Genomic DNA, 15,513 nt, shown 5'->3' with positions numbered 1-15,513 from the left:
TCCGTCACTGGTGTTGCTTGATCGCCTCGTCGATCTCCTCCTGGCTGACCTCGCGCACCGGCTGGCCCATCGACCACACGTGTCCGAAGGGGTCCCGGAGCTCGCCGTACCGGTCGCCCCAGAACATGTCGTCGAGCGGCATGACGACAGTCGCGCCGGCGTCGACGGCCTTCTGGAATTTGGTGTCGACATCGTCGACCGTCAAGTGGATGGTCACCGGTGAGCCGCCGAGCGCTTCCGGCGTCACCGACTTGCCGTCGTTCATCTCCGGGAAGTCATCGTTGAGCATCACCAAGGCCCCGTTGATGCGCAGCGCAGCGTGAAACAGTCGCTTGCCGTCGGGTCCGGGTACGCGGCCGAGTTCCTCGGCGTCGAAGGCCTTGACGTAGAAGTCGATGGCCGCAGCGCCGTCGCTGACCGTGAGCATGGGCGACACCGCCGGCTGAAAATCGATAGCCATCAGAAGAGCTCCTCTCGAATTGGGTTGCGTCCCGCGAACGGGGTCGTCAGTACCGACTCGGTGAGCGCTCCCAAGTCATCGGTACGCCGGCCATGCAACCACCGCCCACCGACAAGCCCGAAGGGGTTGATCGCACGCATGGCATGAGGGTAATCAACCGCTTAGTGCGCCCAACCACCGACAGATCACACGATCGAGAATGACGGCGGCAGGCTGTCGCGGCCCGTCAGCGCCATCAGCACCGTCTCGCCTTGATGCTCGGCGGCGATACGCGCCGCCAGCACCAATGCCTCCTCCAGCACCGCGCCGGGCAACGTCAACGAAAGATCAACGGCGCGTGCGATGTCCAAGCTGTGCACGGCCAACTCAAAGGTCCGCGTCGGCAGATAGGTCCGCAATCGGATGCCCAGCCCGCCGAGCACCCGAATCAACGGATCGTCCACCGTCTCCAGCCGTGCGAGCGCTCGGGAGACGAGGTCGGCCACGGCGGCCGCCGGGTCGTCACCGAGGTCGCGTCCGGCTTGCCGCCCGCGCTCGGCCACGTCGGCGGGGTCCAAGCCCAGCGCCGCCGGGTTCACCCGCGCGTAGTACTCCCGCGGCGTGGCGATGTCCTCACGGTCGGCGGGCGTCTCGAGGTAGGTGAGCACCGTGGTCAGCGAGCGCGACGTGTGCCCGACAAGCGAGCGCAGATCCCAGTCGCCCAGACCCGGACCCGACCACGCGTCGGCGGGAATGCGGCCGACCAGGTCCGCGAAACTGCGCGCTGCCGAGGCGAACGTCGTCGTCACGACCGGACGACTTGGTCCCAGCCCTCGACCGACTCGGGGCTGCGCGGCTCCGGGCCGACGTAGATCGCCGACGGACGCACCAACTTGCCGAGCCGCTTCTGCTCGAGGATGTGCGCACACCATCCGGCGGTGCGCCCGCAGGTGAACATCGCCGGCATCATCTTGGTCGGCACCTGGGCGAAGTCGAGGATCACCGCCGCCCAGAACTCGACGTTGGTCTCGATGGCGCGGTCGGGTCGCCGCTCCCGCAGTTCGGCGAGGGCGGCCTGCTCGAGCGCGGCGGCGACCTCGTAGCGCGGCGCCTCGAGACGCTTGGCCGTCGCGCGCAGCACCCGGGCCCGCGGATCCTCGGCGCGATACACCCGATGCCCGAAGCCCATGAGCTTCTCGTTGCGGTCGAGGATGTCCTTGACGACCGCGCGGGCGTCGCCGGTCTTCTCGGCCTCCTCGATCATCGGGATCACCCGAGCCGGGGCGCCTCCGTGCAGCGGTCCGCTCATCGCGCCGATCGCGCCGGACAGGGCGGCCGCGACGTCGGCGCCGGTCGACGCGATCACGCGGGCGGTGAAGGTCGATGCGTTCATACCGTGCTCGGCGGCGCTGACCCAGTAGGCGTCGATGGCCTCCACGTGGCGGGGATCCGGATCACCCTGCCAGCGAGTCATGAATCGCTCTGTCACCGTGGAACATTCGTCGATGGTGCGCTGCGGGACCGCAGGCCGATAGATCCCGCGCGCGGACTGCGCGACGTAGGACAGCGCCATCACCGAGGCCCGGGCGAGGTGTTCGCGGGCGGTCGCGTCGTCGATGTCGAGCAATGGGCGATAGCCCCAGATCGGGGCCAACATCGCCAGCCCGGCCTGGACGTCGACGCGCACGTCGCCGCTGTGGATCGGAAGCGGAAACGGTTCAGCGGGCGGCAGACCGTTGCCGAACTTGCCGTCGACCAGCAGCGCCCACACGTCGCCGAAGGTCACCCTCTGGTTGACCACATCCTCGATGTCGACGCCGCGGTAGCGCAGCGCGCCGCCGTCCTTGTCGGGTTCGGCGATCTCGGAAGTGAAGGCGACGACGCCCTCGAGGCCGGGTACGAAGTCTTCAGGCACCGCGCTCATGGCCAGATTCTCGCACCTGTCCATCGGTGCTCATCTGGCGGTTGCTGACACGACGGCAGCCGGTGTGGGCGTAGCGTTGTCGCGTGGCGGAGGTAGGCCCAGAACGCTTGGCGAGGATGCGGGTGGAATACGGTTCGGCGGAAAAGGACGGCAGTCCCGATCTGGACGTGGATTGGCTGGCGGACGGCTGGGTTACCTTGCTGCGCAAGTGGTTAGCCGACGCCGAGCGCGCCGGTGTCGCCGAACCCAACGCCATGGTCGTCGGCACGGTCGACAGCCGCGGGCGGCCCGTCACTCGGTCGGTGTTGTGCAAGAGCGTCGACGACACAGGCATCACGTTCTACACCAACTACGACTCCGACAAGGGCGAGCAGCTGGCGGCGACGCCGTACGCGTCGGCCACCTTCCCCTGGTACCTGACCGGGCGCCAGGTCCACGTCCGCGGACCGGTGACGAAGGTGTCGGCGGAGGAGACCGCCGAATACTGGTCGAAGCGACCTCGGGGGTCGCAGTTGGGTGCCTGGGCGTCGTACCAGTCGAAGCCGATCGCCTCGCGCGCGGCACTGCTGGAGCAACTGGCCGAGGTGACGCGGCGCTTCGAAGGCCACGACACGGTGCCCGTGCCGCCGAACTGGGGCGGCTATCTGATCGCCGCCGACGTCGTCGAATTCTGGCAGGGCCGGGAGAACCGGGTGCACAACAGGATTCGCATTCAGGACGGCCGCGTCGAGCGGCTGCAGCCCTAGGCGTCGGCGTTGCTACCGCCAGGCGCGGACCCGAAATGCTCACGTCGAACATGTTTTCGGCGAAGATGAATTCTTAGCTCATCCATAGTTTCGACCGTTAGGATGCGCCTTGTGCCTGACGGTAGGGGGGCGCAGTCCGTCGGGCTGCGCGAGCGCAAGAAGCAGCGCACGCGTGCGACGCTCATCGACGCCGCAGTGGAACTGTGCAACGGACAGGGTTTCGACAACACCACCGTGGAGCAGATCGCCGCGGTGGCCGACGTTTCACCGCGCACCTTCAGCCGGTACTTCCCGACCAAGGACTCCATCGCGCTGGCTCTGGTCGACGAGATCGTCGATGAAGTCGCCCTCGAACTGGACCGCCAGCCCGCCGAGCTGAACCACCTCGAGGCGATCCTGCGCGCCTATGTCGCGATGGGGGAGGCGGCCAAGCACGCGGGACCAGACGATCTGCGGGCCGAACGGGTGTTGTGCATCGCCAGGATCGTCCTGTCGTCGCCGACGCTGCGCCAGGTCACCGTCGAGTTCCGGAGCAACGCGCTCGAACAGGCACTCGCCAGGCGCATGGGGGTCGATGTGGCCGACCGCAGGGTGCGCCTGGCATCTGCGACGTGGAGTGCGGTGATCATGACGGCGCTCACCGACGTCGTGCATGTCAACAGCGACTGGTCACGGGTGTCCATAGACGACCTGATCGAGCGCTTGGAGACGGTCTTCGCGGAGTTCACCGGCTTGTTGGGTAATCTGCGGCTGCCCGTCTGAGCAAGTGACCGCCCCCGGCGGGGCACGCCTGCCCGAATGGGACTACCTTTTGTAGGAGCAATGTCCGAATACTCCCAGCAGCGACGAAGGGAACCTCGTGGCCGATAACGCGAAGAGTGGGGAAGGGCAAGCCACCCTCTCCTACCCCGGTGGCACGCTCGACCTTGACATCGTTTCCGCCACCGAAGGCGCTGATGGCATCGCGCTGGGGTCACTTCTGGCCAAGTCCGGCTACACGACGTTCGACGAGGGCTTCGTCAACACCGCATCAACCAAGAGTGCGATCACCTACATCGACGGCGACGCCGGCATCCTGCGCTACCGCGGCTACCCGATCGAGCAGCTCGCCGAGAAGTCGAACTTCATCGAGGTCAGCTACCTGCTCATCTACGGGGAGCTGCCCACCAAGGAACAGCTCGCGGAGTTCACCACCCGCATTCAGCGGCACACGCTGCTGCACGAGGATCTCAAGCGGTTCTTCGACGGCTTCCCGGCAAACGCCCACCCGATGCCGGTGCTGTCGAGCGCGGTCAATGCGCTGTCGACGTACTACGAGGATTCGCTGGATCCGTTCGACGACAACCAGGTCGAGCTGTCGACGATCCGGCTGCTGGCCAAGCTGCCGACCATCGCGGCCTACGCCTACAAGAAGTCCGCGGGCCAGCCGTTCCTGTACCCGGACAACTCGCTGACGCTGGTCGAGAACTTCCTGCGCATGACGTTCGGCTTCCCCGCCGAGCCTTACGAGGTCGACCCCGAGATCGTCCGCGCGCTGGACATGCTGTTCATCCTGCACGCCGACCACGAGCAGAACTGCTCGACGTCGACGGTGCGGCTGGTCGGCTCGTCGCAGGCCAACCTGTTCACGTCGATCTCCGGCGGCATCAACGCGCTGTGGGGCCCGCTGCACGGCGGCGCCAACCAGGCGGTGCTGGAGATGCTGGAGAAGATCCGCCAGGCCGACTTCGACGTCCACGAGTTCATCAAGAAGGTGAAGAACCGCGAGGACGGCGTGAAGCTGATGGGCTTCGGTCACCGGGTCTACAAGAACTACGACCCGCGCGCCCGCATCGTCAAGGAGCAGGCCGACAAGATTCTGGGCAAGCTCGGCGGCGACGACGAGATGCTGGATATCGCACGGACTCTCGAGGAAGCCGCGCTCACCGACGACTTCTTCATCGAGCGCAAGCTCTACCCGAACGTCGACTTCTACACCGGCGTGATCTACCGGGCGATGGGCTTCCCGACGCGGATGTTCACCGTGCTGTTCGCGCTCGGCCGGCTGCCCGGCTGGATCGCGCACTGGCGGGAGATGCACGACGAGGGCAGCGGCAAGATCGGCCGGCCGCGCCAGGTCTACACCGGCTACACCGAGCGCGACTACAAGGACGTCAGCAGCCGCTAGGCCTATTCGCGCTCTGTGCCGAACGTGGGTTACCCGCACGTTCTGGGCGCGCGGAGCGTGACGTAACCCCACACTCGACGTCGCGTATCTCACTGCCAGCTGCCTTGCCGGCCGAACAGTTGTAGTTTCACAATTGTTGGGTGAACGAAACCGTCGTCCGGTCAATGAGCGCTCGGCGCAAGGCCATCATCCTGGTGACTTGCTGCCTGAGCCTGCTGATCGTGTCGATGGACGCGACGATCGTCAACGTCGCGATTCCCAACATCCGCGCCGACCTCAATGCCACCGGGTCCCAGCTGCAATGGGTGATCGACATCTACACGCTGGTGTTGGCGTCGTTGCTGCTGTTGTCCGGTGCGGCCGCCGACCGGTTCGGTCGGCGAGGCACGTTCCAGCTCGGGCTGACGGTGTTCGCGGTCGCGTCGCTGCTGTGCAGCCTGGCGCCGAACATCGAGACGCTGATCGCCGCGCGCTTTCTGCAGGCGATCGGTGGCTCGATGATGAACCCGGTCGCGATGTCGATCATCACGCAGGTGTTCACCGGGCGGGTGGAACGAGCCCGGGCCATCGGCATCTGGGGCGGCGTCGTGGGCATTTCGATGGCCGCAGGGCCGATCGTCGGTGGTGTGCTCATCGAGTGGATCAATTGGCGCGCGGTGTTCTGGATCAATCTGCCGATCTGCGCGCTGGCCATCCTGCTGACGGTCATCTTCGTTCCGAGATCCAAGTCGCTGACGATGCGCGACGTCGATCCGGTCGGACAGGCCCTCGGCATGGCGTTCCTGTTCGGGCTCGTCTTCGTACTCATCGAGGGCCCGGTCATGGGGTGGACAGACGCTCGTACAGTCGCCGTGGCGGTCGGCGCGGTCGCCGCCTTCGTCGGCTTCCTGGCTTATGAGGCGCGTCGGCGGGATCCGTTCATCGATTTGAGGTTCTTCCGGAGTATCCCGTTCGCATCGGCGACGATGATCGCGGTGTGCGCGTTCGCGTCGTGGGGTGCCTTCCTGTTCATGATGTCGCTGTATCTGCAGGACGAGCGCGGCTTCTCGGCGTTCCACACCGGGTTGATCTATCTGCCGATAGCCGTTGGCGCGCTGGTGTTTTCACCGTTGTCGGGCCGGATGGTCGGGCGGTTCGGGGCTCGGCCGTCACTGTTGATCGCTGGGACATTGATCACGGCGGCGACGGTCATGCTCGCTCAGCTGTCGGCGACGACACCGGTGTGGCAGCTGCTGGTGATCTTCGCGGTCTTCGGTATCGGGTTCTCGATGGTCAACGCGCCGGTGACGAACGCGGCGGTCAGCGGCATGCCGACCGACCGGGCGGGCGCCGCGTCGGCGATCGCGTCGACCAGCAGGCAGGTCGGCGTGAGTATCGGTGTGGCGCTGTGTGGTTCGGTTGCGGGCGGCGCGCTGGCAGCGACGGGTCCCGGCTTCGCGCAGGCCGCCCGACCGCTGTGGCTGATCTGCGCGGTGCTCGGGGTGGTGATCATCGTCCTCGGCTTCTACTCGACCTCCGGTAGGGCGTTGCGGTCGGCCGATCGGCTGGAACCGTTGGTGGCGGCCGATGTCCGGTAATCGAGTGGCTGACGAGGCGTGGCGGGCGATGGCTGCCTTCGTCATCGAGAACCACGACAGCTGGAAGCGGGCGGTGGTCGAGCAGTCCGGGCTGCCGTTCAGCAGGGTGCGCATCTTGCGGCGGTTGAGCCGACGGCCGATGACGGTCAAGGAGTTGGCGCACGCGGCGACCATCGACGCGCCGGCCGCCACCGTCGCGGTCAACGACCTGGAAGGGCGCGGGTTGGTGGTGCGTCAGGTGGATCCGGCCAATCGCCGGTGCAAGCGGGTATCGCTCACCGATGCGGGATGCGCCATGGTGGCCAAGATCGACGCGATCGAGGACCCGGCGCCGGAAGCCATGGCGAATCTGGACCAAGCCGAAATCGAGGCGCTGCGTCGCATTGTGACCAAGATGCGCTCTTAGCTTTCCAACACCGCCATCGCGGCATTGTGGCCGCCGATCCCCGAGACTCCGCCACCACGACGTGATCCTGACCCGCACAGGAGGATTCGGTCATGCGCGGTCGCCACACCCCAGCGTCGAGCCGGAGTGTCGAGTGGCTCGTCATTCTCGGCGAACGGCCACGCTAACCCACCGTGGAAGATGTGCCCACCCGTCATGCCTAGCGAGTGTTCGAGGTCGACGGTCGTCTTCGCCTCAATGCACAGCCGGCCCGCCGAGTCCTCCATCAGCACATCGTGAATGGGTTCGGCCAGAACGGAATTCAATGAACTGAGTACCGCCGATGTCAATGTGTCCCGCATTCGATCGGGGTCACCTGACGACACCAAGTGGTGAGGGGTGTGCAGACCAAAGACCGTCAGCGTCTGCGCACCAGCGGCGCGCAGTTCATCGGACAGAATTGAAGGGTCGGTCAGCGAGTGACAGTAGATCTCGCACGGCAGCGGGTCCGGTACCGCGCCGTCGACCGCGCGCAGATATGCCGAGTCCAACTGGCTGAATGTCTCGTTGATGTGGAACGTCCCACCGAATGCCTGCTCCGGTGTGACGGTCTGGTCGCGCAACCGCGGTAGGCGCCGCAGTATCAGGTTCACCTTGACCTGCGCACCCGGCGTCGACTCCGGCAGTTGCTCACCCAGCAAGCCCGCCAACACCGTGGGCGTCACGTTGGCCAGAACAACCCGTCCGTGGACGGTGTGATCGATGCCGTCGCAGTGGTAGCGCACCTCGCCGGCCGGGTCGATGGCGTACACCTCAGTGCCACAGGTGATTTCGGCACCATAGCCGGTCGCGGCGGCGGCCAGCGCACCGGTGATGGCGCCCATCCCACCGATCGGCACATCCCAGTCACCGGTTCCGCCGCCGAGCAGGTGGTAGAGGAAGCAGACGTTCTGAATCAACGACGCGTCGTCGAGGCGGGCGAACGTTCCAATCAACGCGTCGGTGGCCATCACCCCGCGCACGACGTCGTTGTCGACGGCGGAGGAGATCGCGTGCCCGATCGGCTCGTCGACCATCGATCGCCACGCGGCCTCGTCATCCACGAGATCACGCGCCTGGCTTCGCGTCAGAAGCGGTTCCAGCAGCGTCGGCCAAATTTGCTCGACGAGGACACCACACCGGCCGTAAAACTCGGCGAACCGCGGCCCATCGTCGGCAGCGCCGATCGCACCGAACGTTGACGTGGGACCGATCAGCAGTCCAGTGCGTCCGCCGGTCGCTGGGTCGGGCGTGTAGGACGAGTAGCGACGCCGCACCAAGCGCACCCGCGCGCCGAGGTCGTCGACGATCCGTCGGGGCAACAGGCTGACGAGGTAGGAGTACCGCGACAAGCGCGCGTCGACTCCCTCAAAGGCGTGCGCGGATACCGCCGCGCCACCGACATGGTCGAGGCGCTCCAACACCCGTACCCGACGACCCGCCTTGGCCAGATACGCAGCCGCGACCAGGCCGTTGTGCCCGCCGCCGACGACGACGGCGTCGTATGTCGCCGCCGGAGCGGCTCCGGCGGCGTAACGCGAACTCAGTTGAGGTAGCCCTCGACCTCGTCCGGCGGACGCACCTCGGCTTCGCGCGGGTCACCGCCGGTCTCCCGAAGAGCCCGGCGCTGCCGCAACAGATCCCAGCACTGGTCGAGCTGAACCTCGACGGCCTTGAGCCGCTTGTGCTCCTCGGACTCATCGATCTCGCGGTTCTGAAGCTTGGCCCGCAGGTCCTGCTCCTCGGCGACCAGCCGGTTGACCTGGTCGAGAATGTCTTGGTCCTTGGTCACAGCTCCAGTCTGCCCGACTACCGTGAGTGCGGTGACTTCAAGTTCAGGGCAGAAGCCCGAAATCGAGTTCCCCGACGGTCCGCCGCCCACCGAGTTGGTGATCACGGACCTGGTCGTGGGCGACGGAGCTGACGCGGTGCCCGGCGGCAACGTGGAGGTGCACTACGTCGGCGTCGAGTACGACACCGGCGAGGAATTCGACAGTTCGTGGAACCGTGGGGAGTCGATCGAGTTCCCGCTGCGCGGCCTGATCCAAGGCTGGCAGGACGGCATTCCGGGCATGAAGGTGGGCGGTCGTCGACAGCTCGTCATCCCGCCGGAGCAGGCCTACGGCCCCGCCGGCGGCGGGCATCGGTTGTCCGGCAAGACGCTGATATTTGTCATCGACCTGTTGGCTACGCGCTAGCTCATTGGTGGCCGGGCAAGCGCAGCAGCAGGCGAGCGCCACCCAGCGGGCTCTCCTCCAAAGAGGCTGTGCCGCCATGCAGTTCGGCCTGCTGGGCCACCAAAGCCAGGCCGAGCCCTGAGCCCGAAACCGACGCCGTCGATCCGCGAGAGAAGCGTTCGAACACGATCGAGCGCTCCTCCTCGGGGATGCCGACGCCGTCGTCATCGATCGCGATCTCCACACCTGCTCGTGAGCTGACCGCCGACAGCTGCACGCGCGTCGCGCCGCCGTGTTTCACCGCGTTGGCGATCGCGTTGTCGACCGCCAACCGCAGACCTGCGGGCAGGCCCACGATGATCACCGTCGGTGCAGGCACCAACGACACCTCCAGGTCCGGGTAGACCCGCATCGCGTCGTGGGCGGCGCGGTCCAGCAACTCGGTGATGTCGACGGGCACGTGGTCGTCGGCGGTCGACAGTTCACCCTGTGCCAGCCGTTCCAGCGCGCCGAGTGTCGCCTCGATGCGCGACTGCGTGCGGATCACGTCGTTGACCACCTCTTTGCGTTGGTCCTCTGGCAGGTCGAGGGTGGACAGCACCTCCAGGTTGGTCCGCATCGCAGTCAACGGCGTGCGCAGTTCGTGGGCGGAGACCGAGGCGAAGTCGCGCGCCGACGCCAGCGCGGCCTTGGTACGGTCCTGTTCCTTCCACACACGTTCGACCAGGCCCTTAACCGCCTCGGCGATCTCGACGGCCTCGGTGGCGCCGCGCACCTCGACGTCGGGGTCCTCGTCGCCGGCGTCGATCTGACGGGTTTGTTGCGCCAGGCTCTTGAGCGGGCGCACCGCGAACGCGGCCAGTACCCAGCCGAACACCGAGGCGGCGCCGACGGCGAACACGCAGATGATGATCACTCGTCGGTGCAGGTTGTTGGTATCGGCGATGGTGGCGTCGTAGGTGGCGCCGACGGCCACCGACATCGGCCCGGGGTAGTAGGGGATGTCGACGGTGCGCACGCGGTAGCGCACGCCGTCGACGTAGGTGTCGGCGTATCCGGGTTCGAGCTGGGGGAGGACGACATTGGAATTGGACGTCACCTCGTCACCGCGGTGCACGGTGATGACCGCGTCCTGGTTGGTCGGCGACTTCGGTATCTCGTCCAGGCCCCGCGGTAGGAACGGGATCGCGAAGCCGGCGGCCTCGTCGAGCCGGCGGTCGAGGCGTTCCTTGCGGTCGTTGGTGATGCCGACCCAGACGACCGTTCCCACGATGACGACGACGATCGCCGCGCCGATTGCGGTGGCCAGCGCGACGCGGGTGCGCAGCGACGGAGTTCGGCGGAAGATCCGCGAGAGCACAGACATCACTGCGTCCGCAGGACGAACCCCACTCCGCGAACGGTGTGCAGGAGCCGGGGAGCGCCGCCCGCTTCGAGCTTGCGGCGCAGGTAGCCGATGAAGACGTCGACGACGTTGGTGTCGGCGGCGAAGTCGTAGCCCCAGACGAGCTCGAGCAGCTGCGCGCGCGACAGCACGGCGGTCTTGTGCTCGGCCAGCACCGCGAGCAGGTCGAATTCGCGTTTGGTCAGGTCGACGTCGACGCCGTTGACGCGGGCTCGACGGCCCGGGATGTCGACTTCGAGCGGGCCGACCTGGATGGTTTCCGAGGAGAAGGTCGCAGTGGAGCCGCGCCGACGCAGTAGGGCCTTCACGCGGGCCACCAGTTCCTGCAGCACGAACGGTTTGACCAGGTAGTCGTCGGCTCCCGCCTCGAGACCGGCGACGCGGTCGTCGACCGAGCTGCGTGCGGAGAGCACGCATACCGGTACGTCGTTGTCCATTGCGCGCAGTGCGGTGACCACGCTGACGCCGTCGAGGACGGGCATGTTGATGTCGAGGACGATCGCGTCGGGCCGGGTCTCGGTCGCGCTGCGCAGCGCCTCGGCGCCGTCGACCGCGGTGGCCACGTCGAACCCGGACAGTCGCAGGCCGCGCTCGAGCGAGGCCAGCACGTCGGGGTCGTCGTCGACCACGAGAACTCGAGGTGAGGCTCCGCCACTGTCTGTACCACTGGCCATGTAGCCAATCTTGCCTGATTGATGGGCTCAAGCGGGGGAGGCGGTGCAGATGCTTTCGGGTGACTCGGCCTGGGAAACTCCAGGGATCCAGAGGCTGCTGTCCGAACTGCCTCCGAGTGCAGGCGTCGCTCGGATGGTTTGCTAGCCCCCCAACGCAGATTTTGCTGTGAAGGTCTTCGACTCCAGGGAAGCGCAGGGTTGCCGATCAACTCAGCGAATCTCGTCGATGTGCACGTGGCCGCGCTCGGAGCGAGCTGTCACCTCGGGGGCGTCAGGGTCGGTTGTTTGCGGCACGGTGACCCTTGTCTCGCCATTTGGCTGCCCGGTTCGGGCGCGCACGCGATACGGCTCTGTGCCGGGCAGTCCTAAAGTCACATTGCCGTCGGCGATCACCTCGGTCATCCGGGGTGGCCCGCGAAACTCTACCGAGACACTGCCGGATTCGACTGCCGCACTGAATGATTCCGATACGGCAACTCTGGTGCTGGTTCTGATGTCGCCGTGGCGGACGTCGATGTCGATTCGACGGGCTGAGCCGCCGAGCCACACATTGCCTCGGTCTGTCGTCGCGACCAGCTTATCGAGGTCCGCTTGGACGGTGAGCGGGCCTGCCCGGTGATCGACGGTCACGCTCAACCGTCGCGCGGCATCCGGCGGAAGGACCACGGCAATTTCTCCGGTGCCGTCGAACCAGGGGAACTCCGAACCGCCGCCGGCGAGAGTGACCCGGCTGCTCGTCTCGTCGTTCACCACTGTCATCGGCGGACCATCGGCCCTTGTCACCATCCTCAGCGCGAGACGCGCCTCTTCGGCGTTGTCGTCGGTGGTCAGGCGTACCGCCACCGGCACATCCCCGGTATCAATGGTCAGCGTGCGGATGTCGGCCGGCAATGCGAACGTGTCGGCGACGACGCGACTGCCTGCGAGTCCGAACGCGAGAACACCGAGGCCGGCCAACGTCGCAATGCAAACGAGCGCGGCGACGACGACGAGCGCAACGCGCATCGTTGTGCGGCGGCCGCCCGACATCAGGGGTGTCGGCTGGCGCCAAGGTCGAATCTGCTCACCGGTGCTTCTGCTCCTGCGCATCGAGGTGGGCCGCCGCGAGCTTGAGCATGAGGACCGCGTCGGCCTTGGTGGTGTGAGAATCGTCGTTGAAGCTCTGTAGGGTCAGCCAACCTGGTGCGGTGACGGAGTTGGCCAGTTGCAGGATAAGGCACTCCAGCCGTTCCACCTGCTCGGATACCGCGAACGGCTGTGCACCGTGCCAATAACCGGCCGCCACACGCAGTGCCCCGCCCAGGCAGAAGCTGCACGGCCTCACCCCGCTCTGGGTGTGCACCACGAAGCCGCCCCCGCCGACGTGTTCGGTCCGCACCGCTACCCAGCCGCCTGGAGCGTCGGCGTCGGGTCGTACCTCGCGCCCATCCCGGTCGCGGCAGTAGCTGCCCTGAGTCCACCCGTTGTCCATCTCGAGGAGCGTCAGCGCGTCCTCGATCACCTCTCGGTCGGACTTCAATCCCGTCCGTCGAGCGGCGACTATGCCGGAGATAGTTGTCATCTCTTTGGTCCCTTCTCTTGCTTACGATTCGAGGTAGCGCAAAACAGCGAGTACACGCCGGTTTTCGGTGTCATCGGGCGCTAACCCCAACTTGGTGAAGATGGAGGCGATGTGTTTTTCGGCCGAGCCGGTCGACATATGCAAGGTCGTGGCGATCGCCGAGTTGGTTCTGCCTTCGGCCATGAGTTGCAGCACCTCGGTCTCGCGGGGAGTGAGCTGATCGAGTGCGCTGCGACGATGCGACCGCGCGAGTATCTGGGACACGACCTCCGGGTCGAGCAGGGTCCCGCCGGTGCCCACGACTGCCACCGCGTCGAGGAACGCCGGTACGTCGGCGACGCGATCTTTGAGCAGGTACCCGAAGCCACGGGTGTCCGAGGTGATCAGATCGGAGGCGTAGCGCTCTTCGACGTAGTGCGACAACACCAGTACCGGTGACTCCGGATTCTGGCCGCGCAACAGCGCTGCGGCGCGTATTCCCTCGTCGGTGAAGGTCGGCGGCATCCGCACATCGACGATCACAAGATCAGGATTGGTCTCGTTGACGAGGCGAAGCAGGTCCGTCGCGTCGCTCACACCCGCCACGACCTCATGGCCGGCATCGATGAGGATGCGTTCGATACCGGCGCGCAGCAACGCCGAGTCCTCGGCGATCACGATGCGCATGGCAATACCGCAGCGACAATCGTGGGCCCGGACGTCGGACTGGAAACCGTGAACGTGCCGCGGGCAGCCCGGACCCTTTCGGCCAGGCCGCGCAGACCGGTGGCGTTCGCGTTGTCAGTGACTTGTGCGCCGCCGCGGCCATCGTCGAATACGGATACGTGAAGCGTGTTTTCGGCCTCGTCGAGTCGAACCGTCACGGCAGCGCGCGACGCCGTCGCGTGCTTCGCGACATTGGTCAGCGCCTCGGCGACGACGAAGTAGGCGACCGATTCCGTCTCCGAAGGGATACGCCGGGGTAAGTCGATGTCCAGCGTGGTGGGCACCCCGGTGTTTCGAGCGCGCTGCACCACCGACGAGAGCGCGGCGTCCAATCCCCGGTCGGACAGAATCGTCGGTGCGATACCGCGCACCACGTTACGTAGTTCCACCAGAGCGGTTTTCGCATCGTCGTGCGCCTCGGCGATCAGCGCTTTGGCAGAGGCCGGGTCGGATTCGAGCTTGGTTTGCGCAAGACCGATCGTGATCGCGAGAGACACCAGTCGGGGCTGAACACTGTCGTGCAGGTCGCGCTCGATGCGGCGTCGCTCGGTCTGCGCCGATGACACCGCGCCCAACCGAGCATCTGCGAGAGCGTTCACCTCGTGTTGCAGCACCGCGGCCGGCGACGGGGCGAGCAGCCAATGGTCGATTTTGGCGTCGAGAAGCGGCGCAAAGACCAGGGTGGCAGCGGCGGCCATCAATGCGACAGCGGCCAAGGGCCACGCAAGTCCGGTCGGAATGAAGGAGAGTTGGGCGTCGTCGCCGCGACTCACGGCGATCGCCGCCGCCGGCGCCAGTACCCCGAACGCCAGAAGCACGAACGCCAGGCCAGCGGCCAGGAGGTCGTAAAACGCCCGAAGAAAGTGGTGAAGGCAACCCTTCCAGAAGCGCGCGCTGTTGAGGTCCAGCCACAGTTGGTGAAGCCAGCCTTGAAAACCGTTGTAGTGAGACGTGTTTCGGGGCGCGTCCTGGAGATCCATGCCGAAGACGGCCTCGCTACGCAGCCGCTCGAGCCACCCGGCCAAGCGCATCAGGTACACGAATATGACTACGGCAACGGCAAAACCGATCACAGAGGGAATCGACGCGATCCCGACAACCGCGATCGTGATCGGTATCCACAGCCACGCCACGGCGATCACCGCGCCCACGATCAGCGACGCGGTGGGCACAACGCCGATCCGCAGACGGACCGCCGCAGCGGTCGCGTCAACCCTGACCGGCTCGACCGCATGTCCCATCACTGTGACCACACCATCAAACGTACGGGCCACTATCGTGCGACAACATGCCGTTTACCGGACAGATCAGGGGGGGGTTAACCCCCACCCCGCGTACTCGGGGAAACATGCCGTCGCTATAAGTCAGCATAAGACCGGGCCACGCTGCGGACATCATTTTCAGTCAAAGGGCCCGAAACGTAGCCGATCCGCCGCGGGGCGGCCGATCAGAAGTCATCAGATTTGCTGTGCCGCAACGTTTTCAGCGACCGTCACCTGGGGCTCGCAGATCGGCTGGGGAGCGGTTGTTGCCGCTGGTACGACGCCGCGCCACCAGGTATTTTCGCGACCGTAAGAAAATCGTCAGACATGTCCGGCCGGCGCCACGAGCTAATTCCCGGCAGTCATCCCGCGCGCCGTCCATCGGTGTTTTCTGTGAATGTGCTTGCGGTGTACTGCCCAGCGGAACAGGCGAACCCGGGTTACTTTAAATT

The 15,513-nt window shown here is 66.1% G+C and carries 17 protein-coding genes; 6 read left to right on the top strand and 11 right to left on the bottom strand.

All coding sequences use genetic code 11. From position 1 onward, the window contains the following. Nucleotides 1-4 precede the first annotated feature (4 nt). The 3 genes from RMCN_RS23770 to RMCN_RS23760 form a co-directional block, all read right to left on the bottom strand. On the bottom strand, nucleotides 5-460 hold the full coding sequence (locus tag RMCN_RS23770) for a VOC family protein (RefSeq protein WP_067394462.1): 456 nt from the start codon (nucleotides 458-460) through the stop codon (nucleotides 5-7). Between the two features lie 185 nt (nucleotides 461-645). Then, nucleotides 646-1,248 carry a maleylpyruvate isomerase N-terminal domain-containing protein gene (locus RMCN_RS23765; RefSeq protein ID WP_067394461.1) on the bottom strand — a complete coding sequence of 201 codons (603 nt, stop codon included), beginning with the start codon at nucleotides 1,246-1,248 and terminating at the stop codon, nucleotides 646-648. After that, nucleotides 1,245-2,363 (bottom strand): citrate synthase 2, encoded by a 1,119-nt coding sequence (locus RMCN_RS23760; protein WP_067394458.1) that lies wholly within the window; start codon nucleotides 2,361-2,363, stop codon nucleotides 1,245-1,247. Before RMCN_RS23760 ends, RMCN_RS23765 begins: the two co-directional genes overlap by 4 nt. Nucleotides 2,364-2,479: 116 nt before the next feature. Between RMCN_RS23760 and pdxH the strand changes: the two genes are divergently transcribed. From pdxH to RMCN_RS23735, 5 genes are all read left to right on the top strand, one after another. Beyond that, nucleotides 2,480-3,109, top strand: a complete 630-nt coding sequence (gene pdxH, locus RMCN_RS23755; protein ID WP_067394455.1) for a pyridoxamine 5'-phosphate oxidase — start codon at nucleotides 2,480-2,482, stop codon at nucleotides 3,107-3,109. Between the two features lie 102 nt (nucleotides 3,110-3,211). Continuing rightward, nucleotides 3,212-3,871, top strand: a complete 660-nt coding sequence (locus RMCN_RS23750) for a TetR family transcriptional regulator (protein ID WP_110765923.1) — start codon at nucleotides 3,212-3,214, stop codon at nucleotides 3,869-3,871. A gap of 97 nt (nucleotides 3,872-3,968) precedes the next feature. Continuing rightward, a complete protein-coding gene (locus tag RMCN_RS23745) occupies nucleotides 3,969-5,276 on the top strand; it encodes a citrate synthase (RefSeq protein WP_082680721.1) in 1,308 nt (435 codons plus the stop codon). A gap of 164 nt (nucleotides 5,277-5,440) precedes the next feature. After that, nucleotides 5,441-6,853, top strand: coding sequence for an MFS transporter (locus RMCN_RS23740; protein WP_067394575.1), 1,413 nt, complete (start codon nucleotides 5,441-5,443; stop codon nucleotides 6,851-6,853). Further along, nucleotides 6,843-7,259 (top strand): MarR family winged helix-turn-helix transcriptional regulator, encoded by a 417-nt coding sequence (locus tag RMCN_RS23735; RefSeq protein ID WP_067394449.1) that lies wholly within the window; start codon nucleotides 6,843-6,845, stop codon nucleotides 7,257-7,259. The genes RMCN_RS23740 and RMCN_RS23735 overlap by 11 nt, the downstream gene beginning before the upstream one ends. On the opposite strand, the gene RMCN_RS23730 is transcribed toward RMCN_RS23735, so the two are convergent. Together RMCN_RS23730 and RMCN_RS23725 are read right to left on the bottom strand one after the other, a co-directional pair. After that, nucleotides 7,256-8,824 (bottom strand): phytoene desaturase family protein, encoded by a 1,569-nt coding sequence (locus tag RMCN_RS23730; RefSeq protein WP_084377695.1) that lies wholly within the window; start codon nucleotides 8,822-8,824, stop codon nucleotides 7,256-7,258. The genes RMCN_RS23735 and RMCN_RS23730 overlap by 4 nt on opposite strands. Continuing rightward, nucleotides 8,821-9,069, bottom strand: coding sequence for a DUF2630 family protein (locus tag RMCN_RS23725; RefSeq protein ID WP_064402984.1), 249 nt, complete (start codon nucleotides 9,067-9,069; stop codon nucleotides 8,821-8,823). Before RMCN_RS23725 ends, RMCN_RS23730 begins: the two co-directional genes overlap by 4 nt. 22 nt (nucleotides 9,070-9,091) lie before the next feature. Here RMCN_RS23725 and RMCN_RS23720 point away from each other — a divergent pair, with 22 nt between their 5' ends. Beyond that, complete coding sequence (locus tag RMCN_RS23720) at nucleotides 9,092-9,475, top strand: FKBP-type peptidyl-prolyl cis-trans isomerase (RefSeq protein WP_201028931.1); 384 nt, start codon at nucleotides 9,092-9,094, stop codon at nucleotides 9,473-9,475. 1 nt (nucleotide 9,476) lies between these two features. Here the strand turns inward: RMCN_RS23720 and RMCN_RS23715 are convergent, their stop codons facing one another. The 6 genes from RMCN_RS23715 to RMCN_RS23690 form a co-directional block, all read right to left on the bottom strand. Next, nucleotides 9,477-10,820: a HAMP domain-containing sensor histidine kinase gene (locus RMCN_RS23715; RefSeq protein ID WP_067394440.1), complete on the bottom strand. Its 1,344-nt coding sequence runs from the start codon at nucleotides 10,818-10,820 to the stop codon at nucleotides 9,477-9,479. After that, nucleotides 10,820-11,533, bottom strand: coding sequence for a two-component system response regulator PrrA (gene prrA / locus RMCN_RS23710; protein WP_064396416.1), 714 nt, complete (start codon nucleotides 11,531-11,533; stop codon nucleotides 10,820-10,822). Before prrA ends, RMCN_RS23715 begins: the two co-directional genes overlap by 1 nt. Before the next feature lie 210 nt (nucleotides 11,534-11,743). Further along, nucleotides 11,744-12,562 carry a hypothetical protein gene (locus RMCN_RS23705; protein ID WP_084377693.1) on the bottom strand — a complete coding sequence of 273 codons (819 nt, stop codon included), beginning with the start codon at nucleotides 12,560-12,562 and terminating at the stop codon, nucleotides 11,744-11,746. A 34-nt stretch (nucleotides 12,563-12,596) separates the two neighbouring features. After that, nucleotides 12,597-13,094: a DUF6197 family protein gene (locus RMCN_RS23700; protein WP_067394435.1), complete on the bottom strand. Its 498-nt coding sequence runs from the start codon at nucleotides 13,092-13,094 to the stop codon at nucleotides 12,597-12,599. 21 nt (nucleotides 13,095-13,115) lie between these two features. After that, on the bottom strand, nucleotides 13,116-13,760 hold the full coding sequence (locus tag RMCN_RS23695; RefSeq protein WP_067394433.1) for a response regulator transcription factor: 645 nt from the start codon (nucleotides 13,758-13,760) through the stop codon (nucleotides 13,116-13,118). After that, complete coding sequence (locus tag RMCN_RS23690; protein WP_067394430.1) at nucleotides 13,748-15,040, bottom strand: sensor histidine kinase; 1,293 nt, start codon at nucleotides 15,038-15,040, stop codon at nucleotides 13,748-13,750. Before RMCN_RS23690 ends, RMCN_RS23695 begins: the two co-directional genes overlap by 13 nt. Between the last annotated feature and the right edge of the window lie 473 nt (nucleotides 15,041-15,513).

The sequence above is a fragment of the Mycolicibacterium novocastrense genome (assembly GCF_001570485.1).
Classification (GTDB): Bacteria; Actinomycetota; Actinomycetes; order Mycobacteriales; family Mycobacteriaceae; genus Mycobacterium; species Mycobacterium novocastrense.
Note: the sequence above shows the minus strand (reverse complement) of the source record. Positions and strands in the feature narration are given on the sequence as shown.

What these genes read in the sequence shown, in the direction of transcription:
- RMCN_RS23770 (WP_067394462.1), bottom strand. Translation starts at nt 460, where the DNA reads ATGGCTATCGATTTTCAGCCGGCGGTGTCGCCCATGCTCACGGTCAGC.
- RMCN_RS23760 (WP_067394458.1), bottom strand. Translation starts at nt 2,363, where the DNA reads ATGAGCGCGGTGCCTGAAGACTTCGTACCCGGCCTCGAGGGCGTCGTC.
- pdxH (WP_067394455.1), top strand. Translation starts at nt 2,480, where the DNA reads ATGCGGGTGGAATACGGTTCGGCGGAAAAGGACGGCAGTCCCGATCTG.
- RMCN_RS23750 (WP_110765923.1), top strand. Translation starts at nt 3,212, where the DNA reads ATGCGCCTTGTGCCTGACGGTAGGGGGGCGCAGTCCGTCGGGCTGCGC.
- RMCN_RS23740 (WP_067394575.1), top strand. Translation starts at nt 5,441, where the DNA reads ATGAGCGCTCGGCGCAAGGCCATCATCCTGGTGACTTGCTGCCTGAGC.
- RMCN_RS23735 (WP_067394449.1), top strand. Translation starts at nt 6,843, where the DNA reads ATGTCCGGTAATCGAGTGGCTGACGAGGCGTGGCGGGCGATGGCTGCC.
- RMCN_RS23715 (WP_067394440.1), bottom strand. Translation starts at nt 10,820, where the DNA reads ATGTCTGTGCTCTCGCGGATCTTCCGCCGAACTCCGTCGCTGCGCACC.
- prrA (WP_064396416.1), bottom strand. Translation starts at nt 11,533, where the DNA reads ATGGCCAGTGGTACAGACAGTGGCGGAGCCTCACCTCGAGTTCTCGTG.
- RMCN_RS23705 (WP_084377693.1), bottom strand. Translation starts at nt 12,562, where the DNA reads ATGTCGGGCGGCCGCCGCACAACGATGCGCGTTGCGCTCGTCGTCGTC.
- RMCN_RS23700 (WP_067394435.1), bottom strand. Translation starts at nt 13,094, where the DNA reads ATGACAACTATCTCCGGCATAGTCGCCGCTCGACGGACGGGATTGAAG.
- RMCN_RS23695 (WP_067394433.1), bottom strand. Translation starts at nt 13,760, where the DNA reads ATGCGCATCGTGATCGCCGAGGACTCGGCGTTGCTGCGCGCCGGTATC.
- RMCN_RS23690 (WP_067394430.1), bottom strand. Translation starts at nt 15,040, where the DNA reads ATGGGACATGCGGTCGAGCCGGTCAGGGTTGACGCGACCGCTGCGGCG.